Origin of the sequence: Amaricoccus macauensis, from assembly GCF_049800915.1 — a bacterium.
GTDB lineage: Bacteria > Pseudomonadota > Alphaproteobacteria > Rhodobacterales > Rhodobacteraceae > Amaricoccus > Amaricoccus macauensis_A.
The window spans coordinates 228,095-250,577 of record NZ_JBNAFY010000005.1; the positions used below are offsets into that span (position 1 = coordinate 228,095).

A 22,483-nucleotide genomic window follows, 5' to 3' on the forward strand; every position below is an offset into this window, starting at 1 on the left:
GACCCGCGCGCATGACCCGACCCCAAGGCTATATCCGCTTCGAAGCCCGTGGCCTCTGGCAAGAGACCGCGAATGCAGAACCGAGCGAGGTCATCGTCAAGCTGAATGGCCGCACGGTCGTCCTGACCGATTTCGGCGACACGATCCTCGGCCATTGGGCGCGGAACGGACTGATCCCGCAGGAGCGCGATGGCGACAAGGTCACCTATGCCCTCTCGGACGATGGCAGCGAAACCCTCGTGATCACGGACCGCGACATGAACGCGGCACTTCTTGCCAGCTGGCAGCCGGACCCGCAGCAGCCCCGGGCCCGGACGCGCCGCAAGTTCCCCCTCCGCATGGTACTGACCCTGACCCTCGGCGCAGGGCTGGTCGCCGCCATCGCGACCCTCGGCCCTCGAGCCATCCGCTCACAGACCGAACGTCTGATCCCGCCCGAAAGCGCGGCAGAACTCAGCGACCGCATCCTGCTCGTGCTGATGGATCAGGGCGCGCGCCCCTGCCGGGGCGCAACCGGCGAACGCAGCCTGGGCCGCCTCGTCGCGGCCATCCAGCCGCCGGGCGAAACACCGGCCCGGGCCCGCGTGCTCACCCATGACGGCCCCCCCTCGGCCCGACTACCCGATGGCACGATCCTGCTGAGCGGAGAGGCGATCGCCACCGCTGGCACACCCGACGAGCTTGCCGGATGGGTGGCCACGGCGCTGGCGCGTGACCCCATTCCGTCCTTCGTCGCAACCCTCGGCCCGATGGATCACCTGCGCTACCTCGTGACGACGGAACTCGGGCAATCCGCTTTGGGCGCGGCGATCGACGCGGCATTCGAGCCGCCCTCGGCCGCGGAAATCTCCGACGCGCTCCACCGCCTGGAGACCGCAGGTGTCCCGATAGCACCCTTCGAGGCCGCGCTTCTTGCGAATGCCCAGCAGACAGGCGCGCAAGGAAACGCGGCCTCCGCCTTCGAAACCCTCGATTGGACGGCCCTGAAACGGATCTGCGGCGAGCAATAGCCCTTCACCCGAATGACAGGGGCCGACCCGGCGCAGGCCCGTGCGGCAATGACCGTGCTTCACAGCCCGTGCTCTTAGACGAGCGCCCCGGAAACCGTGATCGGCTCTCTCCGAACGCTTAAGTGTTTTGAGGCGAACGGCAGTGAAGAGCCCTTGTAAAACAATGAGGCCTAGCGTCCATGGCCCGGAATCGAGGTTGCGTAGCACCGCCGGGCCAGCGCCCGTCCGCCCCATGGGCGGGCGCTCTCTTTGACGACATTTGCAAGACCAGTCGCGCGTGATGTTGGCACCATAAATCGCGTTGCACAGTCCGCAGGACGCGCCACCCTCGGACGGCCGCTGGCCCCCGTGTCGTGTGAAGGCAGATATCAACTCCGTCCAGCACCGCCGGCATTGAAGCGACCTGCCGCGAAACTCGGCTCCCCGCCCTTCCTGTCGACTTCTGCGTCCGCGAGTGCCGGAAAAACAAGCGCGCGCGACCGTTCTACGTGCCGCGCGCCTTGATGATTTTCGGCGGAGATAGCCGCCCCGATCGAGCGACTCCCCCAAGCTCTCTAGGCCGGGGCTCAGTGCCCCCCGACCACCGCGCCCGCGCTGCCCCAGATGTAGACAGCCGCGAAGAGGAACAGCCAGACCACGTCGACGAAGTGCCAGTACCAGGCGGCCGCCTCGAAGCCGATATGCTTCTCGGGCGTGAAATGGCCGTTGTAGAGCCGGGCGAGACAGACGGCGAGGAAGATCGTCCCGATGATCACGTGCGCCCCGTGGAACCCCGTCGCCATGAAGAAGTTGGCCCCATAGACGTTACCGGAGAAGCCGAACTGCGCATGGCTGTACTCATAGGCCTGGAACATGGTGAAGATGACACCGAGCCCGATCGCGAGCCACAGACCCCACTTCATCTGCTCCCGGTCGTTCTCGTGAACCAGCGCATGGTGCGCCCAGGTCGCCGCACAGCCCGAGCAGAGCAGGATCAGCGTGTTGATCAGCGGCAGATGCCAGGGGTCGAAAACCTCGATGCCCGGCGGCGGCCAGGTCTCGTCGATGGCGGGCATCGGATACATGGCGTTCTTGAAGAACGACCAGAACCAGGCCGCGAAGAACATCACTTCCGAGATGATGAACATGATCACGCCGTAGCGCAGCCCGATCCGCACCACGGGCGTGTGATCGCCAACCTGGCTCTCGGTGATCACGTCGGCCCACCAGCCATACATCACGTAAAGAACGACCGCGAGCCCGATCAGCAGCAGCCACGGCCCCGAGCCGTGGAACAGCAGCACCGCCCCGAGCAGCATGACGAAGGCGCCCACCGCGGCGATGAAAGGCCAGATGCTCGGCGCAAGGATATGGTAATCGTGGTTCTTGTGGCCTGCCATTCGGCTCTCCCTACTGTCTCTCCGGGCCATCCGGAACGGGACCGGACGCGACCTTGGCGTTTTCAGTTAGACCCAGTGCCGTGTCGGCTTCGGGCAGTTCGCTTCTGTGCATCGTATAGGACAGCGTGATGTCATGAACATAACGCCCCTCGGTATCCTCGAGCATCGCCGGATCGACGAAAAAACTCACCGGCATCTCGACCCGCTCGCCCGGCTCGAGAACCTGCATCTCGAAACAGAAACAGGCGATCTTGTCGAAATAGGCGCCCGCGGCATAGGGCGCTACATTGTAGCTCGCGGCCCCCGCGATCGGCTCGTCGGTCGGGTTGTAGGCCTCGTAGAAGGCCAGCGCCGTCTCGCCGAGCCGCACCTCCATCGTCCGGTCGATCGGCCGGAACTCCCACGGCATGTCCGGGGCCGTGTTGGCATCGAACCTGACACGGATGGTCTGGTCGAGCACTTCGCTGGCAGGGGCTTCCGCCACGGAGGTCGTCCCGCCGTAGCCGGTCACCTGGCAGAAGAGCCGGTAGAGCGGAACGGCGGCGAAGCTCCCGGCAAGCATCAGCGGGACCACGGCCAGAAGCCAAAGCGCCGTGCGGCGGTTGCGATTGTCTGCCATCTGCCTAGCCCTCCTCCTCGGTGCTCGGCAGAAGGCTTGGGCGGACCTGGTGGTCGAAGCCCTCCATCCTCTGCCCTTCGCTGAGTTTGACGATCGTCACGGCGAACACCAGCAGGACGAAAGCCGCGAGCACGATCCCGAGGCCCACATTCCTGCTCCTGCGCCGTCCATAGATCTCGTGGGTATCTGGCCGCATCATGCCTCCGTCAGCCCAGGACCGGCCAGTCGGCAAGCCCGATGCCTGCCGCCCGCAGACCGGTTTCCGCGAGAATTAGCACGAAGTGCAGGAAAAGATAAAGAATCGAGAAACCGAAGAACTTCTTCTCGGCCTTCAGCGCATCGGCCTCCGCGACGCCCGCGTTTCGCCGCCAGAGCCCCCAGGCCCCGTAGAGCAGCTGCCCGTTCAGGAGAACCGCACCCGCGAGATAGAGCGGCCCGCCGATGCCCGTGAACCCCATGGCGATGGCCACCGCCGCCACGATCACCGAATAGGCCAGGATATGGTTGCGCGTGGATCGATCGCCCGAAACCACCGGCAGCATGGGCACACCGGCGCGCGTGTAGTCCTCGTTGCGGAAGAGCGCCAGCGCCCAGAAATGCGGGGGGGTCCAGAGGAAGATCAGCGCGAACATCAGCACGCTCTCGATCGAGACGCCCCCGGTCACCACGGCCCAGCCGATCATCGGGGGAAACGCACCGGCCGCACCGCCGATCACGATGTTCTGCGGCGTCGAGCGCTTCAGCCACATCGAATAGATCACCACGTAGAAGAAGATCGTGAAGGCCAGCAGCCCTGCCGCGAACAGATTGGCGAAAAGTGCGAGCATGACGACCGAAAAGACCGAAAGCGTCACGCCGATGGCAAGCGCCTCTTCCCGCGTCACCCGTCCGGACGGGATGGGCCGTCCGACCGTGCGCCGCATGATCGCGTCGATATCCCAGTCCCACCACATGTTGAGCGCGCCGGAGGCGCCCGCACCCACCGCGATGCAGAGCAGGCTCGCGAAGGCGATGACCGGATGAACCGGACCGGGCGCGGCCAGCAGGCCGACAGCGGCAGTGAAGATCACGAGCCGCATCACTCGGGGCTTCAGGAGCTCCAGGTAATCGCCGAAACCGGCCTCGCGCGCCGGGGCTGAAGTCGCCGCCCCGGTCCAGCTTGCATCCGTCATGTCATGCGCCTCAATTCATGCGCTCAGTGCGAAGCCGCAGCCGGCTCGGCACTCTCGCCCATGGCGACAGCTTCCGGGCGCACGCCGCCATGCTCCTCGATCGCCCAGTCGAGCCAGGCTTCATAGGCCTCTTCGCTCACGACCTTGACGGTGATCGGCATGTAGCTGTGATCCTTGCCGCAAAGCTCGGAGCACTGGCCGAAGTAGATGCCTTCCTCTTCGGCCTCGAACCAGGTCTCGGCCAGACGGCCCGGCACCGCATCCATCTTCACGCCGAAGGAAGGAATGGTCCAGGAGTGGATCACGTCCGCGCCCGTGATCTGCATCTTCACGACCGCGCCGACCGGAACGACCATCGCCGTGTCCGTGGCAAGCAGCCAGTGATCTTCCGTGTAGCCGTATTCCGCCAGATCTTCCTTGGGCAGCATCAGGCTGTCGAAGACCATTTCATAGTCGGGATACTCGTAGGTCCAGTACCACTGGTTTCCGATCGCCTTCACGGTCACGTCCGATTCGGGGATCTCGAGCTGCTTGAAGAGGATCGGCAGCGAGAAGGACCCGATCAGGATCAGGATCAGCACCGGGATCAGGGTCCAGGCGATCTCGATTTTCGTGTTGTGCGTGAACCGGGCGGGGTTCGGGTTCGACTTCTTGTTGAACTTGATGATCACGTAGGCCAGCAGCGCGGTTACGAAGAGCACGATGAGAACCATGATCGTGTGCACGCCGCCCGACAGCCAGTGGATGTCATGGGCGAGTTCGGTCACCGCGGGCTGGTAGTAGGTTCCGCCGGGGGTGGGCACCCCGATCACCGGAAGGTCCCTGGGTTCGCCACCCTCTTGCGCGAATGCGCTCCCGGCCAGGGCCATCCCCCCGAACGCGGCCATGCCGCCCATCCACTGTCTTACCATGCTAACCTTCCCATCAAGTGCGCTTCACGCCCGGTAACGGTTGTGTTGTCTGTTGATTCAGATCAACCATATTAGCTGGCAAAGGACAAGTCAGGCCATGCAAAGGTCTGACCTCCCGGCTATACCGGGACGTGTTGCGATCTGGAGTGTTATGATGCCCAATGAGGCCCGTTTCCGCCCGTTTGAGACCGATATCGACGCCGAAGCGGCGCTGAAAGTGCTGCGGAGTGCCACCGACGGCGCGGATGACGGAGAACTGTTTCTCGAGCGGCGGCGCTCGGAAGCCCTGCTGTTCGACGATGGCAGGCTCCGGACCGCGAGTTACGACGCCGCCGAGGGCTTCGGATTGCGCGCCGTGCGCGGCGAGACCGCCGGCTACGGCCATTCCACCGAAATCACCGAATCCGCCCTGTTGCGCGCGGCCGAGACCGCACGTCTGGCGGTGGCCGAAGGCGGCGGCAGCCTCGCGCTACCGCCCAAGCCGACGAATCAGCGCCTCTACACGGATAACGACCCGATGGGCGATGCGAGCTTCTCCGTGAAGGTCGAAACCCTGCGCGAGATCGACGACTACCTCCGCGCCCTCGATTCCCGCGTGGTTCAGGTCACCGCGAGCCTCGCGGCCTCCGTGCAGGAGGTCGAGATCCTGCGCCCCGAAGGCCAGCGCCTCGCCGAGATCCGCCCCATGGTGCGCCTCAACATCTCCGTGATCGTCGAGGAGAACGGCCGCCGCGAGGCAGGAAGCGCGGGCGGTGGCGGGCGCTACGGCCTCTCCCCGCTCATGACGCGCGACCATTGGCAGGGCGTGGCCCAGGACGCGCTTCGCATCGCCGTCGTGAACCTCAAGGCCGAGCCCGCGCCTGCGGGGGTGATGGATGTGGTGCTCGGCCCCGGCTGGCCCGGCATCCTGCTCCACGAGGCCGTAGGCCACGGGCTCGAGGGCGACTTCAACCGCAAGAAGACCTCCGCCTTCGCGGGCCTCATGGGCCAGCAGGTCGCAGCAAAAGGCGTGACGGTCGTCGATGACGGCACCATCCCCGACCGCCGCGGCTCGATCAGCTTCGACGACGAGGGCACGCCCTCCGCGCGCAACGTGCTCATCGAGGACGGCGTTCTCGTTGGCTACATGCAGGATCGCCAGAACGCCCGTCTCATGGGTGTGCCCGCCACCGGCAACGGGCGCCGACAATCCTACGCACACGCGCCCATGCCGCGCATGACCAACACTCTGATGGAAAGCGGCACCACGGACCCGGCAGATGTGCTCGCAGGCCTCAAGGACGGGATCTACGCCGTGGGTTTCGGCGGCGGCCAGGTCGACATCACCAACGGCAAGTTCGTCTTTTCCTGCACCGAGGCCTACCGGGTCCAGGGCGGGAAGGTCGGCGCGCCGGTCAAGGGCGCCACGCTGATCGGCGACGGCGCAACCGCATTGAAGCACATCCGCGCCATCGGCAACGACATGGAACTCGATCCGGGCATGGGCAATTGTGGCAAGTCCGGCCAGTGGGTGCCGGTGGGCGTCGGCCAGCCCACGCTCCTGATCGGCGGCCTTACGGTCGGTGGGAGTGCTGTCTAGAGCGAGCGTTTCTTTGACACATCCCCAGTTCGTGCCGGTGGGCACAGAAGGCCAGAGGATCGCCCCCGGCCCGGGGGTGGGTGCATCGCACCCGCCCATGGGGGCGGGTCGGGTGCGATCCGGGGCTCGCGCCCCGGCATCCGGTTTCGCGCTCGTCGACGTGCGAAGTAAAAAGTTTGCGCAGAAATTCTGCGCGCGTGAAGTAACCCCCCAAACATTATTGAAGTATATTCATTAAACAGGTGAAAATCACCACCAACGTTGGTGTTGCCGCACTTCGCGGCAACGGCGCGTCGATGGCGAAGTTTGCATCGCGCAAAGGCCCTCTTGGCCTACTCTACATATACCCAGTCGTTGAAATATTGGTTGCGGCGACCCAGCGGCGCTGAGTGGCAATACTGGCACGGCTTTCACATTTGACGCGGAAACGGTAAACTAGCGCGCCTGACCCTACACCAATCCACGTGGACACCCTGAAAAACCTCTCGCTCGAAAGCGTCTTCCGTGATTCCATCCTCTTGGGGCGAACGGGAGCATGGGATGTCGGAACAGCGCGGGTTCTTTGATCTGGATGAGCGGTATGCAGCCCTGTCGAAGGCTGGGGATCCGCTGGAGCGTCTCATCGCCGTCATTGATTTCGAGATCTTCCGCGCTGAACTCGACGCGGCACTGAAGCGGTCGGATCGATCCAAGGGCGGGCGCCCGCCCTTGGATCCCGTGCGCATGTTCAAGGTTCTCGTGCTGCAAGCACTTTACGAGCTTTCGGATGCCCAGACGGAATTCCAGATCATGGACCGGCGCACCTTCGGACGATTTCTGGGGATTGATGACGGCGACAGGGTTCCTGACGAGACCACGATCTGGCGGTTTCGCGAGGCTCTGGTCCAGGCGGGCGCGGTCGAGAAACTCTTCGTCCGGTTCGATGCGCATCTGAAGAGCGCGGGGTATCTCGCCATCGGCGGGCAGATCGTCGATGCGAGCATCATCGCGGCCCCCCGCCAGCGGATGACCGACGAGGAGCGCGAGACCGTCAAGGGTGGCGGTATTCCGGAGGACTGGAAGGCAAAACCAAGGAAACTCGCACAAAAAGACCGCGATGCGCGCTGGACGCTCAAGTGGGGCAAGCGGAAACGCCGCCCGGACGGGACCATGATGGAGGCGATCGCGACGCCGATCTTCGGCTACAAGTCCCATATCAACATCGACAAGACCCATGGCCTGATCCGGAAGTGGACGGTGACCGATGCCGCACGCCACGACGGCCGGGAACTTGCGGGGCTGCTCGACAGACAGAACACCGCCTCGGCCGTCTGGGCCGATACCGCCTATCGCTCACAGAAGAACGAGAAGCGGATCGCAGGAGCCGGACTGGTCTCGAAGGTCCACTTCCGCCGCGCTCCGGGCAAGGCGCTCACCGCAAACCGCTCACGCGCCAACGCCGCCCGCTCGAAAGTCCGCTCCGCGGTCGAGCATCCCTGCGCAGAGCAGAAAAGCCGGATGGGGCTTTTCGTGAGGACCATCGGGATCGCACGCACGAGCCAAGGCGAAGGTCGGCATGGCCAACATTGCCTTCAACATGAAGCGGCTCGTGCACCTGGAGCGAACCGCGGCTGCCGCATGAGCCGCTGGACCCGAGAAGAAGGCCCTTGGCCGTTCAGAATCGGCCTGTCATCGCGGAACATCCAGCCATGACGCTGGCTCGCAGAGGCAAATTGCCGAGTTCTTCAGGGTGTTCACGTGACATCCCTGCCCCTTTCCTGTCCCGTTCTGTGGTTCGGCGGTCCGTCCAGCGCCCCAATGGTGTTTCGCGATCGGCCGGTATGGCAGTGTGTATGTATGGTTTCCATATCGATTCCATACGGTTTCCATACCCGTCTGGACCTACTCTTCGAAGCCCCAGAGCCGCGGTTCGGCGAACTCGATGGAATTGCCCGCCGGGTCGCGGACATAGACCGAGCGCGCGCCATTGGGCCACCGGAAATCCGCCTCGATCGCCACCCCCTCCCGCGGAAGGCGCTCCGCGAGTTCGTCGAGCTCGGCCGCGCTTGCCCCGAAACACATGTGCCCCAAACCGGTTGCCCCATGGGGCGGCACCGGCATGTCCGGGTTGCTCGGCGGCTCGACCGTCAGCGCGGGATTGAAGATGAGCAGCATCCCCTCGCCGCACCTGAAGAAGACATGCCGGTCCCCGACCCGCGTGACCTTCTCGAGGCCCAGTACCCCGCCATAGAAGGCTTCCGCCGCGTCGAGATCGGACGCATAGACCGCCGTTTCCAGAATGCGCGTAAGCCTCGTCATCCTCAGTCCCCCTCCCCGTTCCAGGAGCGGCGGCGACGCTCGGCCCGTTCCGCCCGCTCGCGCATGGTCAGCTGGCGCTCCAGCAGCGCCCCGACGAAGAGCCCGGCAAGAAACCCGCCCAGATGCGCCTCCCAGGCCAGCATCCCGCCAAGCCCGAAATAGAAGGCCACGTTGAGCCCCGCAAGCACGACCACCCGCATCACGATGGGCTGCACCGAGACACCGGCAAGCCTGTGCCGCCGCCAGTCCCAGGCAACCCAGAGCCCGAGAAAGGCAAAGACCGCCCCCGACGCACCGACCATCGGATAGGGCCCGCTCGCGATCAGCGCATAGGCCGCCCCGCCGCCCAGCGCGCCGAGCAGAAAGAGCGGCAGGATCACCTTCGGACTGTAGGCCATTTCGACGAACCGCCCGAGTGCCAGAAGAATCGTCGTGTTCATCGCCATGTGGAGAAAGCTGCCATGCAGGAAGGCATGGCTCACGAACATCACCACGGGCTGCCCCGCATAGACGGGCCGATAGCTGCCATCGAGCAGCCCGGTCCAGAAGGCGCCCAGCGCGAAGGCACTGATCCTCAGGTCCGGATCGAACAGGATGCCCCTGTCGGAGAGCGAAAGCACGATCTCGATCACCGCGATGATCCCGGCAAGACCGATCAGAACCTTGGGCAAGGGAGTGTAGGGGCTGTTGACCGGAACTGGATTTCTCAATGTCTGCTCGCTTGCTGGCGGCGTGCCGACCCGGAGGCCGTGCCGCGTTCCGGGCCTCCTGCGGCCCTTCCCCGAGATGTAGCCCCCCACACGGCCCGGGGCAATTGCAGCAGCCCCTTCAGGCAGCCGACCGACCCCATGCGCAGGGATCTCGACCTTGCGCCGGTGGACAGGCCCGGCTATCCGGCGCAAAATGGCGTCAATGGCGAGGAACAGACCGGCGTGCAGGGGCGCCCCGGTCACATTTTCCGATTCGTGCGCCAACGGGGGGGAACACATGAAGCAGACCATGATGGAAGACAGCCTCAATGTCTTCGGCGAACGGCTGAAACCCTGCGGCTTCGATCCCAAGACCGGGTTCTTTCGTGATGGCTGCTGCAACACCGGCCCGGAGGACAGGGGAAAGCACGTGGTCTGTGTCCGGATCACCGAGACATTCCTCGCCTTCTCCAGCAGCCGCGGCAACGACCTCGCGACACCCCGGCCCGAGTTCGGCTTTCCCGGACTGCGCGAAGGGGATCGCTGGTGCCTCTGTGCCGCGCGCTGGAAGGAGGCGTGGGAGGCCGGCTGCGCCCCGCGCGTGATACTCGCCTCGACCCATCTGTCCGTGCTCCAGACGGTGCCCTTCAAGGTTCTCGAGGAATACGCCATCGTCCCGCCACCCAGGCGGAACACGGGTCGAACGGTCACGGACTGAGACCCGCCCGCCCCCATCTTGCCGTTCAAGGTTGATTAGGACTTTTCGCTCAAATTCCGGCCGTCAGGTTTGCGAGTATGAGTATGGCAGGGATTCTGCCCCTTTCCGCCGGATTGAGAGCGAAATCGACCGGGTCCGGGCAGCGTGTCCGGATCGGGGACCATCTCGTGCAATCCGGCGCGCTGAGTGAAGCGGTCCTGCTCGATGCGCTCGAAGACCAGAAGCGCCAGGATCAGAAACTCGGGCGCATCCTGATTGCCAATCGCGCCATCTCAGACGACGATCTGCTCGATGCGCTGTCCAACCAGACCGGGCTCGGCCGCGTCGATCTCGCGCAAAAACCCTGCGACCCGCAGCTTTTCGGCGATATCGACCCCTATCTCTGCCTCGAACTCGATGCCGCCCCCTGGCGGCTCGTGGGCGACATCCTGACAATCGTGATCGCGAACCCCGAAGCCGTTCCCCGCGTCGTGGAGGCCTTGGGGAGCCAGGATTATCACGTCACCTTCGCCCTCGCGCCCCCGGCCCAGATCCGGGACCAGATCATCCGCAACTGCGCGGGCCGGATGCGCGTCGATGCCCGCACCCGCTGCCCCGAAGCGCTGAGTTGCCGCGGCTGGACCCAGGCCGTGCAGAAGAGCCGCAGCCTGCGCGCGATACTGATCGCCATGGCCGCCGCCGCGGCATTCCACCCCGCCTTCGCACTTCAGATCGTGATGGTCTGGATCCTGATCGCCAATTCCGCCACCATGGGTCTGCGGCTCGTGGCGCTCTTCACCCGCGCTACGCGGACCCGCGTCGATCTCGGCGCAGCGGAGACGAGCGAGCCGGATCTGCCGCCCCCTTCATCCCTTGCACCCCACCAGAAACTGCCGCGCGTATCGATCCTCGTGCCGCTTCTGCGCGAGGAAGCCGTGGCGCAAAGCCTGCTCTCCGCGCTCAGGGCGATGGACTACCCGGCTGCCCTGCTCGACATAAAGCTCGTGCTGGAGGAGGACGACGACCAGACCCGCGCCGCCATCGCCCGCGCCGATCTGCCCCCGACCATCGAGGTGCTCGTGGTCCCCAATGACGGGCTCAAGACCAAACCGCGCGCGATGAACTATGCGCTTCCCTTCTGCCTGGGCGAGATCGTCGGCATCTACGACGCCGAGGATCACCCCGAACCGGGCCAGATCCGCAAGGTTGTCGAACACCTGAAATCCGCCCCGCGTGACGTGGCCTGCGTCCAGGGCTTCCTCGATTTCTACAATCCGCGGGAAAACTGGATCTCGCGCTGCTTCACCCTTGAATACGCGATCTGGTTTCGCGTCGTGCTCCTGGGCGTGCAGCGCCTGGGCATCCCGATCCCGCTCGGCGGCACCACGGTCTTCTTCCGCCGCGCACTGCTGGAGCGGATCGGTGGCTGGGACGCGCACAACGTCACTGAAGACGCCGATCTCGGCATGCGGCTCGCGCGCTTCGGCTACCGCTGCGAAATGGTCAAGACAACGACCATGGAGGAGGCCAACTGCCGCCCGCTCAACTGGATTCGTCAACGCTCACGCTGGCTCAAGGGCTACGCGATCACCTGGGCCACCCACATGCGCCAGCCCCGCGCCCTTCTCTCCGACCTCGGATGGCGCGGCTTTCTCGGCTTCCAGGTGCTGTTTCTGGGCGCGATGACATCCTATCTCTCGCTGCCGCTCTTCTGGGCGATCCTGATCGGCTCGGCGGGCTTCGGTTTCGCTTTCTGGGAAAGCTATCCGCAATGGATGCTGACCGCCTTCTTCGCCTCCATGATCATGGGCCAGGTGGTCATGCTCGTCTCGGGCATCGTCGCCGCTCTCGACACGAGGCGCCCCTACCTGATCCCCTGGATCCTCACGCTCTTCGCCTACTGGCCGCTCGGAGCCATCGCCGCCTACCGCGCCGTGGGAGAGATCTTCTCGCGCCCGAGCTACTGGCACAAGACCGACCACGGCCACAGCTCCGTCGCCGCCCCCACCCCGATCGCGCCGGAACTCTTCAGACCTCGCGTTGTATGGCCTCCGTCAGAAGCCGGGTCTCGAAAGCCTGACTGAGATGCCGGCGAAGCGCCCCGTTGGCCCCCTCTCCGTCGCGCGCCTCGATGGCGGCCACGATCTCGGCATGTTCGTCGAGCGCCTGGGCACTGCGCCCCTCAGCCGAAAGCGAGGTGGTCGCGACAAGCGCAAGCGAGCGGCGCACCATCTCGAGCTGCTGGATCAGGTAGCGGTTGTGGCTCGCGAGATGGATCTGCCGGTGAAACCGCTTGTTGGCCCGGGCGAGCAGATCGGGCTTGTCCACCAGTTCGCGATCCTGCCGCACCATTTCCCACAGCACCCGGATCTCCTCCGGCGCCGCGTGCTGCGCCGCCAGCCGCGCAGCCAGCCCCTCGAGTTCGGCCCGAACCACGTAGAGCTCGCCCAACTGCCCGGTGTCGAGCGAGGAAACCACCAGGGACCGCCCGTCGCGCGTCAGCATCGCCTGCGTCTCGAGCCGCTGAAGCGCCTCCCGGATCGGCGTGCGCGAAACCCCGAACCGCTCCGCCAGCTCCGACTCCACCAGCCGATCGCCGGGGCGGAACTCGCCGCGATCTATGGCCTCCAATACGAGGTTGTAGGCGTCGGTATTATGTTGAGGCGCATGCGTCATGCACGGAAAGTCATCCCTTGGCGCGGCGCTGTCAACATATCCCTCCGTCCTTGCTTACCGCCGAAGCCCGCAAGCATTGAGCCCCGCGCCCTTGTTCACTAAGGATTGAGCCATGACAAAGGCGCGCTTCACCCATATCACCACCTGGGTCTTCGACCTCGACAACACGCTGTACCCGCCGGAAATGCGCCTGTTCGACCAGATCGAGGCCCGGATGACCGATTACGTCATGCGCGAACTTGGCGTGGACTACCACGAGGCCAATTCCCTGCGCGCCCGCTACTGGCGCGAGCACGGCACCACGCTCGCCGGCCTGATGCAGAACCACGGACTGGAGCCGGAAGCCTACCTCGCCGAGGTGCATGACATCGACCTGACTGCCATGGCGCGCGCCGACGACCTGCGCGAAGCGATCCTCGCCCTCTCGGGCCGCAAGGTGGTCTACACCAACGGCTCGCGCGAACATGCTCGCCGGGTGATCGCCGCGCGCGGCCTCGAGGGCGTTTTCGACGCGACTTACGGCATCGAGGACGCGGACTACCACCCCAAACCCTCGGAGGCCGCCTTCGCACGTGTCTTCGCCATCGACGGCTTCGAGACCGGCCGCGCCGCGATGTTCGAGGATGACCCGCGCAACCTCGCCGTGCCGCACGCGCTCGGCATGCGCACGGTACTGGTCGGACCGGGCGAACCTGCCCCGCATATCCACCACCACACGACCGACCTTGCCGAGTTTCTCGTCCGCCTGATCTAGCCGCCCCCGCAAATCGGCCTGCGGCAAGCTGCATCTTCCGCGAGCACCTTCTGTTCAGTCTTTCGCCACGCGGCGATTTTCGACAGCCAATTGACGCTCACGCGCTTTCAACTCGTCACGATTTTGTCAAACTCGCAAAAATGAGATTTCCGGCGCGCACCGATGGGCGCGGCGCCACAGACAAGAAACACACGAGGGCAAGACATGACACAGGCCGATCTGGCTGGAACCGCGATTCCGTCCCACGGAGGCGACGACACGCTGAGCCCCGTCCCGGCGAGCGAGAAGAACTGGGGCTGGTTCGCCATCTTCAACATCTGGGCCAATGACGTGCAGTCCCTCTTCGGTTACTCGCTGGTGGCCTCGCTCTTCATCTCCTACGGCGTCAGCGGCTGGACGGCCTTCGCCGCACTCATCTTCGCGGGTCTTGCGGTCATGTTCCTCGTGAACCTCTCAGGTGCGCCGGGCGAGAAATACGGCATCCCCTATCCGGTGCTCGCCCGCGCGAGCCTCGGCACATCCGGCGCCATGCTGCCCGCCGTCCTGCGATCCGTCGTCGCGGTGTTCTGGTATGGCGTGCAGGTCTATTTCGCCTCCACCGCGCTCTCGCTCCTGATCTATTCGCTCACCGGCATGTCGGGCGGGCCGGAAATGCTCGGTCTCTCCACCGTCGACTGGATCGCATTCCTCATCGTCTGGGCGTTCCACATCGTCATCTTCTGGCAGGGCATGGATTGGGTCGAGACCTTCCTCAACATCGCCGGCCCCTTCGTCTACGCGGTGATGATCGGCCTCGTGGTCGTACTCTGGCAGAAATCGGACGGGCAACTTCTCTCCCAGGCCCAGACAATCTTCGCCAATCCCGAGGCCACGTTCTGGAGCGAGTTCTCCGGTTTCGTCGCCATCGTCGGCACGATGCTCGCCTATTTCGCCGCCGTTATGATCAACTTCAGCGATTTCTCCCGCTATGCGAAGAACAAGCGCGCCATGCTGAACGGCAACCTCGCGGGCCTTCCCTTCAACATGATCCTCTTCTCGGCCCTCGCCCTGCTCACCACCGCCGGCGCCGCCGTGGTCTATGGCGAGGCGATCATCAACCCGACCGAGATCGTCGAGCGCACCGACAGCGTGATCCTCGGCATCATCGCGGCCATCACCTTCTTCGCCGCGACCGTGGGCATCAACCTCGTGGCGAACTTCATCCCGGCGGTGAACGGCATCGCCAGCCTCGCGCCGAAGAAGATCGGCTTCCGGACGGCGGGCCTCATCACCTCGGCCTTCGCGCTGGTGATCGGCGGGCTCTGGACCGCCTTCATCAGCCAGTTCGGCATCTCGGGCTTCGTCAACACCCTCGGCGCCACGCTCGCCCCGATCTACGGCATCATGATGGTGGACTACTACCTGCTGCGCAAACAGTCGCTCGACATGACCGCGCTCTACAACCTCGAAGGCGGCAGCTACAGCTATGGCAACGGCTGGAACGAGAAGGCACTCACGGCCTTCGGGATCGCGGCCATCTTCTCGGTCGCCACGGTCTGGCTGCCGTTCCTGTCCTTCCTCTCGGGCTATGCCTGGGTTCTGGGCGCGATCCTCGGCGCGGTAATCTATCACCGCATTGCCGTGAAGCCCTCTGCCGCGGCCTGACCGCGCGAGAAACTAGGCCGAGCGCCATCCCCAGCGCTCGGCAAGACCAAGGCATTCCGCGACCGTTCCGACAGAGGAATAGGTGTCGGGCGCCCGCAGGCACGCTGCGGCAGTGGCGTGCCCGAGACGCAGGCAATCTTGCCCCGCCCAGCCCTCGTGCAGCCCATAGTGGAACCCGGCGGAGAACGCGTCTCCCGCACCGTTCGCGCCCTTCCGCTCAGCGTCGGGTATGGCCACCGAAGGCTGAAAGACCTCCGTGCCATCTCGCGAGATCAGCACTGCGCCTTGGGTGAAATGCACGGCGACAAGCTCCATTGCGCCGCGCGACAGAACATTGCGCGCCGCTTCCCTGACGGCATCGACATTCGTCTTCCCGCCGCTCACCGTCCGGGAACCGGCCATCGCGCCGATCTCCTGATCGTTCACCACAAGTGTATCGAGATGCGGCAGGCAGGGCAGCGCAAGCCGCCGGATCTGTTCCTCCGACCCGGCCACGAGTTCCAGGTCGGTCTTCAGCCCGGCCTCCTGCGCCATCCGCAGCACGGTGACCCAGCCATTCGCGTCCTCGCCCCAGGGCGCGTCCATGATCGCGTGAATGCCGGGCAATCCCAGATGCATGACCCTAGCATACGTCGCCGTGAAATCGAAATGCTCCGGGCTCAGCTTCGTGCCGGACCCTGGCAGATGCACATGCGTCCGGCGCCCCGTCGCGGCCGAAAGATAGGCGCTGGTGGATTGCGTCGGCACCCCTTCGATCTTTCGCAAACTTTCACGCGCGATACCGTATTCATCCGCCACCGCGAGGAGGAAATCGCCGTCCGCATCGGCTCCGACAATGCCTTGCGTCTCCACCGGCATGTCCGGGTCCAGTCGCCGGAGATCGACCGCGAAGTTGCACGCGCTTCCCCCGCCGCCCGGCACGACCTCACGCACCGTCGCGATCATGTCCTCTTCCGGCCAGAGATCGAGCGTGATGTTCCGGTCGAGACACCACGTTCCTGCCGTCAGAAACCCCCGCCGCATGGCTCAGACATTCTCCCGCAGGATCACCTCGGTCAGCGCGAGGTCGTCCTCGAGCGCACGGAAAGGCGTGATGCCCGCCGATTGCAGGTCCCCGTGATAGGCTTTCACCGCCTCTACGCTGGTGAGTTGCTCCTCGATCACCCGGCGCATGGCGCGCACCATCATCACCGAATCCTCCGCCCGGTAGATCTTGCGCCCGAAGAGCGCCACGCGCGCCCCGTATTTCTCCGCCTGCCGCACCAGTTCGAGGCAATCCCGCGTCGTGCCGGCGCCGCCCCCCAGAATGCCGAATATGAGATTCGTCGGATCGTAGCTGGCGATCTCCTCCGTTGCGGCCGGGCCATTGTAGGCCGCCTTGAGGAAAACCGGCCGCTCCCGCCCCGCGACACCCGCGAGGCAGCGTGCAATCATGTCGTTATTGTAGAATGCGAAATCGGACTCCACCGAGACGGGGATCTGCGGGTTGAACACTTCGAGGAAGTAATCGACCCCGGCCGCGCTCGCCTCGTTGCGGAAGGCGGCGAAGGCTTCCAGCGTGGCATGGTCCCGATCCAGATCGTTGTAGAACGTGACCGAATAGAGCCCCAGCGGGGCCACCGGCTTCACCCGGTCGAGCCGCGCCGTGCGAAAATTCCGCATCATTCGTTTGGGATAGCTGCCGCCGCGCACATGCCAGATATCGGTGGTGTCATTCAGCCGCACCGCCGGCGTCACGGGCGAACCGTCGAAGACATTCTCCCCCGCCAGCGCCTCCGCCGAGGATAGCGACATCAGCATGATATCTACCAGGCCCGATTGCGTGACCTTCACCATGTCGTCGCGATAGACCTGCATGGGGCGCATCCGGCCGTCGTCCGCCGCGCCCGGCGCCGCACAGCCGAAGGCCATATCGCCGTCCTTGGCATCGGCAATGATGAAGTCCTGCGGCCTGTAGGCGCCGTCACGGATGGTCGCGAGTTTGCGGGCGAGTGTTCTTGTCATTTTCTTCCACGGGCTGTTGGACCTGGCCCGACCCACACTACGCCCGATCGCGATCCGGGTCATTAACTTTTTTTACGCGCGTAACATTGGCCGAAAGGCCCGGTTGACACCCCTCCCGCCACCTTTGCGGCAAATCGTCTTGGCCCGGCGGGCACAACGCTCTAGATCAGAAGCATGGAACGGATCGAGACAGATATCCTCGTGGCGGGCGGCGGTGTTGCGGGGCTCGCCGCCACCGCAGCCTTCGCTGCTGCCGGGTTTCGCGTGGCCTGCGTCGACCCGGCCCCGCCCCCGGCCGAGATCACCGATCCGCGCTCGGACCTGCGCAGCACCGCCTTCCTCATGCCCTCGGTGCGGCTCCTCGAAGAGGCCGGCCTCTGGCGCGGCCTCGCCCCCCATGCCGCCCCGCTCCGGATCATGCGCATCGCCGATGCCGGCGGACCGGAACCGGAAGTTCGCGAAACCGCCGATTTCATCGCCCAGGAACTCGGCCACCCGGTCTTCGGATACAACCTGCCGAACTGGCTCCTGCGCCGCGAAATGCTCGCAACCCTCGAAAGCGTCCCCGGGGCCCACGTCCGCCTCGGCGCCAGCGTCACCCACCTGACCCCCCGCACCCGCGAGGCCATCGCCCGCCTCTCGGACGGCACCCAGATCCGCGCCAGGCTCGTCGTCGCCGCGGATGGCCGCGACAGCGCCCTGCGCGACATGGCCGGGATCACCGCGCGCCGCTGGGGCTACGGCCAGAAGGCGATGGTCTTTGCGGTCTCCCACGAGATGCCCCACGAAGGCATCTCCACCGAAGTCCACCGCAGCGGCGGCCCCTTTACCCTTGTCCCCCTGCCGGACAGGGACGGCCAGCCCCACTCCGCCGTGGTCTGGATGGAGCACGGGCCGCGCGCCGCCGAGCTTGCCGCCATGGAGACCGCCGCGTTCGAAGAGGCGCTCAACACCCGCGCCTGCGGCGTCCTCGGCCGCCTCACACTCGCAAGCCCGCGCAGGACATGGCCCATCATCAGCCAGGTCGCCCGCCGCCTCGACGGCTCCCGCCTCGCCCTGATCGCGGAAGCCGCCCATGTCATCCCGCCCATTGGCGCCCAGGGGCTCAACATGAGCCTCAAGGACATCGCCGTGCTCCGCGACCTCTGCACCGACGCGCTCCGCACGGGCCAGGACATCGGCAGCCCTGAACGCCTGCGCCGCTACCACTGGAAACGCGAGCCGGACATCCTCGCCCGCGTCGCCGGGGTGGACACGCTCAACCGCGCAGCCATGGAAAACCTCCAGTCCTTCCGCGACCTCCGCCTCAGGGGCCTGCGCGCGATCCACGGCATCCAGCCGATCCGCCGCACGGCAATGCAGCTCGGCCTCGGCATGGGACGCCAACCCGCCCCCGCAGAGGAATGACCGGAACCGACCCCCACCTCCGCCATGAATTCCGCGTCTTCGGAGGAGACCTCCGCGCCACGCTCGACACCCTCGGCAACACCGCCCCCTTCGGCCCGGAAGAAGCGCGCGAGGACCTCTACCTCGTGATCCGCAATCGGCCCGATTGCGGCCTCAAGTTCCGCGGCACCGGCAACCGCCTCGAACTCAAGCGCCTGATCCGCACCGAACGCGGCTGCGAGCTTTGGGAACCCGCAGCCTCCGAAGACCTCCCCCTCACGGGTGCCGAACTCTCGGAACGGTTCCTCGCGCCCGCTGGCCTGCCGCCCCTTCCGAGCAATACGCGCTTCGACCGCACAGGCCTCCTGAACGCGCTTGCCACGGCCCGTGATCTCCGAGCAATCGCGGTCGCGAAACGGCGCAGACAATGCAGCATCGGGCCGGTTTCCTGTGAACACGGGTCTTTCGCCTTCCCCGGCGGGCTGATCGAAACCGGCCTCGCGCTCGAAAGCACCGATCTCGACCGCCTCTGCGCGCTGATCTCCCGCCTCGGGCTCGAGACGCGCGAGAATGTCAGCCTGCCCCGCCGCCTGCTGCGCCTCTCCTTCGCGCACGCCTGAATGCCGCTCAGATCAGCGGCACGCCCGACTTCTCCTCGCTCAGCATCACGTTCGACTCCACCGCACCGATCCCCGGCAATGTCATGATCCGCCGCCGCAGGATGCGCTCGAAATCCGTCAGGTCGCGCGCCACCACCTTGAGCCGGTAGTCGTAGACCCCGAGCACATGCTGCACGAGTTGCTTCGTGTTGAAGGCGATGTTGGCCATGCCGGTCACTGCGAGTCATCCACTGGATCGACAGCCAAGTTGACCCCGGCGGTTGCCACTGTACTCGCCAACAACGACCATCACTGACGCCCTCCATTTTTTTCTGGCTCGTGAAACGGAATGTTCAGACCTGTCATTTCAACTTGACGGACTTCAGGTTCGGGAGCTTGTGCATGCCCGATAAGCGGGACTCATCTGTTCGTGGTTCGCAGATAGCTGGCCTGATCGTAGGCCTCGCAATCATACCCGCGATACTCGTCGCGCCGTGGATCATCCCGATTCACGCCGGGGAAGTAACACTGAGTGTAGGCTTTATAATTTTCGTTTACATAGTTGGGCTGTCCGATTTTTTCGCTATTATTTTTGCTCTTTTCATTTTCTTGTTAGTCATTTTACTAATCGTAAAATTTCCTAATTTCATGACGACGATGCTACTTTCATCTCTGATATCGATTTGCGCCGTCATACTTCTTGCTACCAAGATCTAGTGTGTCCACATAACCAAACCCTCTAGTCCAAACGGGAAGTGCCGACTTCAAATCAGCGGCACGCCCGACTTCTCCTCGCTCAGCATCACGTTCGACTCCACCGCACCGATCCCCGGCAATGTCATGATCCGCCGCCGCAGGATGCGCTCGAAATCCGTCAGGTCGCGCGCCACCACCTTGAGCCGGTAGTCGTAGACCCCGAGCACATGCTGCACGAGCTGCACCTCCGGGATCGCCTGCACTGCGCGCTCGAAGGCTTCCAGATCGAGCCGCCCCTTCGCCGCGAGCCGCACGCCCAGGAACACCACCACGCCGAAGCCGAGCTTCTCCCGGTCGAGCAGGATCCGTCTCCCCTTCAGGATGCCCTGCTCCTCGAGCCGGCGGATGCGGCGCCAGGCCGCGGGCTGCGAAAGGCCCACGCGCGCCCCCACCTCCTTCGCATTCAGCCCGCCATCCGAGAGCAAAGCACGCAGGATGGCCCGGTCCGTTTCGTCGATCCCCTCGGCCATCAGAGCGCCAGCCTTTCGGTATTCTTCAACTCCGAGACCAGCATCAGCGCCTCGATCTCGGCAATATGCGGAAGCGCGAGAATGCGGGTGCGATAGATCTCCTGGTAGTGCGCCAGATCGCGTGCCCGCACATCCATCCGCACATCGACCCGCCCCAGCAGTGTCTGGATATCGCCGATCTCGGGCACATCGCGCGCCGCGCGCAGGAACTCGTCGAAGGCGTTCGCCGCCACCTTGTCGAGCGTCACCCGAAGAAAGACCTGCACCTCGTAGCCCAGCGCCTTCCAGTCGATCTCGACCCGCCGCCCGAGAATGATGCCGTCACGCTCCATCCGCTCGATCCGTCGCCAGCACGGGCCGGAGGAAAGCCCCGCCCGCTCGGCCAGCTCGGCGGTCGAAAGATCCGCGTCCTCCTGCAAAAGCCGCAGAAGCCGCCTGTCGATATCGTCAACTTGCTGCATGAACTCTCCGCAGATCGGGCCCTTCGCGAATACATTCTCGCATTTATCGCCAGAAGAGGCAAAACGAGAAAACCCTCTTCGCCAAAAATGCCTAATCTCGCCCCACAAACCAGACGGAGGGAACCATGCGCGTCTATTACGATCGCGATTGCGACATCAATCTCATCAAGGACAAGAAGGTCGGCATCGTCGGCTACGGCAGCCAGGGCCATGCCCACGCGCTCAACCTGCGCGACTCGGGCGTGAAGAACGTCGCCGTTGCCCTGCGCGATGGCTCGCCGTCGGCGAAGAAGGCCGAAGGCGAAGGCCTCCAGGTCATGGGCATCGCGGAATGCGCCGCATGGGCCGATGTGCTCATGATGACCATGCCCGACGAGCTTCAGGCCGAGACCTACAAGAAATACATCCACGACAACCTGCGCGAAGGCGCGGCGATTGCCTTCGCCCACGGCCTTAACGTGCATTTCGGCCTCATCGAGCCGAAGCCGGGCATCGACGTCATCATGATGGCCCCGAAGGGTCCGGGTCACACCGTGCGCGGCGAATTCGTCAAGGGCGGCGGCGTGCCCTGCCTCGTGGCGGTTCACAACGATGCCTCCGGCTCCGCGCTCGAAGTCGCGAAATCCTACTGCTCCGGCATCGGTGGCGGTCGCTCCGGCATCATCGAGACCGATTTCCGCCAGGAATGCGAAACCGACCTCTTCGGTGAGCAGGCCGTGCTCTGCGGCGGTCTGGTCGAGCTCATCCGCATGGGCTTCGAGACGCTGGTCGAAGCCGGATACGAGCCGGAAATGGCCTATTTCGAGTGCCTCCACGAGGTGAAGCTGATCGTGGACCTGATCTACGAAGGCGGCATCGCCAACATGAACTACTCGATTTCCAACACTGCCGAATACGGCGAGTATGTCTCCGGTCCGCGCATCCTGCCCTACGAAGAGACCAAGGCCCGCATGAAGGCGGTTCTGGAAGACATCCAGAAGGGCAAGTTCGTCCGCGACTTCATGCTCGAGAACCAGGTCGGTCAGCCGTTCTTCAAGGGCACCCGCCGTTTGAATGACGCTCATCAGATCGAGGAAGTCGGCGCGAAGCTCCGCGGCATGATGCCCTGGATTTCGGCTGGCAAGATGGTCGACAAGTCCCGGAACTGAGTCTCTTCCGGTCAGATCGCGGGCGCCATCGCGCCCGCGGTTCCCTTTGCTCGCAAGCCGCGTCTGCATCATTAAACGTCAGTATTTCGGGCGAACAACCCGCATACGTTGGCCCAGGATCCCCGCAGAAACTCCGCTTGCGCACCGGTTAAATTTTTTTCCCGACGCAACCCAAAGATGATCCGAATTCGCGCCTGAGTCTACGGTTATCGCAAATCACTGATTTTAATA

At 64.6% G+C, this 22,483-nt stretch carries 21 protein-coding genes and 2 pseudogenes; 10 read left to right on the forward strand and 13 right to left on the reverse strand.

What is annotated here, in order from left to right; all coding sequences use genetic code 11:
- Nucleotides 1–11 precede the first annotated feature (11 nt).
- Nucleotides 12–1,010, forward strand: a complete 999-nt coding sequence (locus ACP15W_RS14440) for a hypothetical protein (protein WP_424933614.1) — start codon at nucleotides 12–14, stop codon at nucleotides 1,008–1,010.
- Between the two features lie 566 nt (nucleotides 1,011–1,576).
- Here ACP15W_RS14440 and ACP15W_RS14445 read toward each other — a convergent pair.
- From ACP15W_RS14445 to coxB, 5 genes are read right to left on the reverse strand one after another with little or no spacing between them, the layout of a single operon-like run.
- Nucleotides 1,577–2,389: a cytochrome c oxidase subunit 3 gene (locus ACP15W_RS14445; protein WP_424933615.1), complete on the reverse strand. Its 813-nt coding sequence runs from the start codon at nucleotides 2,387–2,389 to the stop codon at nucleotides 1,577–1,579.
- A 10-nt stretch (nucleotides 2,390–2,399) separates the two neighbouring features.
- Nucleotides 2,400–3,008: a cytochrome c oxidase assembly protein gene (locus ACP15W_RS14450; RefSeq protein WP_424933616.1), complete on the reverse strand. Its 609-nt coding sequence runs from the start codon at nucleotides 3,006–3,008 to the stop codon at nucleotides 2,400–2,402.
- A gap of 4 nt (nucleotides 3,009–3,012) precedes the next feature.
- Entirely contained in the window at nucleotides 3,013–3,207 is a 195-nt protein-coding gene (locus ACP15W_RS14455) for a hypothetical protein (RefSeq protein WP_424933617.1), read from the reverse strand.
- A gap of 7 nt (nucleotides 3,208–3,214) precedes the next feature.
- A complete protein-coding gene (cyoE, locus tag ACP15W_RS14460) occupies nucleotides 3,215–4,180 on the reverse strand; it encodes a heme o synthase (RefSeq protein WP_424933618.1) in 966 nt (321 codons plus the stop codon).
- A 23-nt stretch (nucleotides 4,181–4,203) separates the two neighbouring features.
- A complete protein-coding gene (gene coxB / locus ACP15W_RS14465; protein WP_424933619.1) occupies nucleotides 4,204–5,091 on the reverse strand; it encodes a cytochrome c oxidase subunit II in 888 nt (295 codons plus the stop codon).
- Between the two features lie 154 nt (nucleotides 5,092–5,245).
- On the opposite strand from coxB, the gene tldD reads away from it, so the two are divergent.
- Complete coding sequence (tldD, locus tag ACP15W_RS14470; protein ID WP_424933752.1) at nucleotides 5,246–6,670, forward strand: metalloprotease TldD; 1,425 nt, start codon at nucleotides 5,246–5,248, stop codon at nucleotides 6,668–6,670.
- 540 nt (nucleotides 6,671–7,210) lie between these two features.
- Nucleotides 7,211–8,291: pseudogene (locus tag ACP15W_RS14475) on the forward strand (IS5 family transposase).
- A 260-nt stretch (nucleotides 8,292–8,551) separates the two neighbouring features.
- Here ACP15W_RS14475 and ACP15W_RS14480 read toward each other — a convergent pair.
- Together ACP15W_RS14480 and ACP15W_RS14485 are read right to left on the reverse strand one after the other, a co-directional pair.
- Nucleotides 8,552–8,968: a VOC family protein gene (locus ACP15W_RS14480; RefSeq protein ID WP_424933620.1), complete on the reverse strand. Its 417-nt coding sequence runs from the start codon at nucleotides 8,966–8,968 to the stop codon at nucleotides 8,552–8,554.
- 2 nt (nucleotides 8,969–8,970) lie between these two features.
- Nucleotides 8,971–9,921: a rhomboid family intramembrane serine protease gene (locus ACP15W_RS14485; RefSeq protein WP_424933621.1), complete on the reverse strand. Its 951-nt coding sequence runs from the start codon at nucleotides 9,919–9,921 to the stop codon at nucleotides 8,971–8,973.
- A gap of 46 nt (nucleotides 9,922–9,967) precedes the next feature.
- Between ACP15W_RS14485 and ACP15W_RS14490 the strand changes: the two genes are divergently transcribed.
- Nucleotides 9,968–10,375 (forward strand): DUF2237 family protein, encoded by a 408-nt coding sequence (locus tag ACP15W_RS14490; protein ID WP_424933753.1) that lies wholly within the window; start codon nucleotides 9,968–9,970, stop codon nucleotides 10,373–10,375.
- 83 nt (nucleotides 10,376–10,458) lie between these two features.
- Nucleotides 10,459–12,438, forward strand: coding sequence for a glycosyltransferase (locus tag ACP15W_RS14495; protein ID WP_424933622.1), 1,980 nt, complete (start codon nucleotides 10,459–10,461; stop codon nucleotides 12,436–12,438).
- Here ACP15W_RS14495 and ACP15W_RS14500 read toward each other — a convergent pair.
- Nucleotides 12,383–13,030 (reverse strand): GntR family transcriptional regulator, encoded by a 648-nt coding sequence (locus ACP15W_RS14500; protein ID WP_424933623.1) that lies wholly within the window; start codon nucleotides 13,028–13,030, stop codon nucleotides 12,383–12,385. The genes ACP15W_RS14495 and ACP15W_RS14500 overlap by 56 nt on opposite strands.
- Nucleotides 13,031–13,142: 112 nt before the next feature.
- Here ACP15W_RS14500 and ACP15W_RS14505 point away from each other — a divergent pair, with 112 nt between their 5' ends.
- Nucleotides 13,143–13,784, forward strand: a complete 642-nt coding sequence (locus ACP15W_RS14505; RefSeq protein WP_424933624.1) for a pyrimidine 5'-nucleotidase — start codon at nucleotides 13,143–13,145, stop codon at nucleotides 13,782–13,784.
- A gap of 204 nt (nucleotides 13,785–13,988) precedes the next feature.
- On the forward strand, nucleotides 13,989–15,428 hold the full coding sequence (locus ACP15W_RS14510; RefSeq protein ID WP_424933625.1) for an NCS1 family nucleobase:cation symporter-1: 1,440 nt from the start codon (nucleotides 13,989–13,991) through the stop codon (nucleotides 15,426–15,428).
- 12 nt (nucleotides 15,429–15,440) lie between these two features.
- Here ACP15W_RS14510 and ACP15W_RS14515 read toward each other — a convergent pair whose 3' ends face one another.
- Together ACP15W_RS14515 and ACP15W_RS14520 are read right to left on the reverse strand one after the other, a co-directional pair.
- Nucleotides 15,441–16,451: a carbohydrate kinase family protein gene (locus tag ACP15W_RS14515; protein WP_424933626.1), complete on the reverse strand. Its 1,011-nt coding sequence runs from the start codon at nucleotides 16,449–16,451 to the stop codon at nucleotides 15,441–15,443.
- A gap of 3 nt (nucleotides 16,452–16,454) precedes the next feature.
- Nucleotides 16,455–17,432: a hypothetical protein gene (locus tag ACP15W_RS14520; RefSeq protein ID WP_424933627.1), complete on the reverse strand. Its 978-nt coding sequence runs from the start codon at nucleotides 17,430–17,432 to the stop codon at nucleotides 16,455–16,457.
- A 174-nt stretch (nucleotides 17,433–17,606) separates the two neighbouring features.
- On the opposite strand from ACP15W_RS14520, the gene ACP15W_RS14525 reads away from it, so the two are divergent.
- Together ACP15W_RS14525 and ACP15W_RS14530 are read left to right on the forward strand one after the other, a co-directional pair.
- Entirely contained in the window at nucleotides 17,607–18,839 is a 1,233-nt protein-coding gene (locus ACP15W_RS14525; RefSeq protein ID WP_424933628.1) for a UbiH/UbiF family hydroxylase, read from the forward strand.
- Complete coding sequence (locus ACP15W_RS14530; protein ID WP_424933629.1) at nucleotides 18,836–19,438, forward strand: hypothetical protein; 603 nt, start codon at nucleotides 18,836–18,838, stop codon at nucleotides 19,436–19,438. The genes ACP15W_RS14525 and ACP15W_RS14530 overlap by 4 nt, the downstream gene beginning before the upstream one ends.
- 7 nt (nucleotides 19,439–19,445) lie before the next feature.
- Here ACP15W_RS14530 and ACP15W_RS14535 read toward each other — a convergent pair.
- The 3 genes and pseudogenes from ACP15W_RS14535 to ACP15W_RS14545 all read right to left on the reverse strand — a co-directional run.
- Nucleotides 19,446–19,619, reverse strand: a pseudogene (locus ACP15W_RS14535) (Lrp/AsnC ligand binding domain-containing protein); the annotation flags it as partial.
- Nucleotides 19,620–20,181: 562 nt separating this feature from the next.
- Nucleotides 20,182–20,643, reverse strand: a complete 462-nt coding sequence (locus tag ACP15W_RS14540) for an Lrp/AsnC family transcriptional regulator (RefSeq protein ID WP_424933630.1) — start codon at nucleotides 20,641–20,643, stop codon at nucleotides 20,182–20,184.
- Nucleotides 20,643–21,104: an Lrp/AsnC family transcriptional regulator gene (locus ACP15W_RS14545; protein ID WP_424933631.1), complete on the reverse strand. Its 462-nt coding sequence runs from the start codon at nucleotides 21,102–21,104 to the stop codon at nucleotides 20,643–20,645. Before ACP15W_RS14545 ends, ACP15W_RS14540 begins: the two co-directional genes overlap by 1 nt.
- 125 nt (nucleotides 21,105–21,229) lie before the next feature.
- On the opposite strand from ACP15W_RS14545, the gene ilvC reads away from it, so the two are divergent.
- Nucleotides 21,230–22,252, forward strand: coding sequence for a ketol-acid reductoisomerase (ilvC, locus tag ACP15W_RS14550; protein ID WP_424933632.1), 1,023 nt, complete (start codon nucleotides 21,230–21,232; stop codon nucleotides 22,250–22,252).
- Nucleotides 22,253–22,483 lie beyond the last annotated feature (231 nt).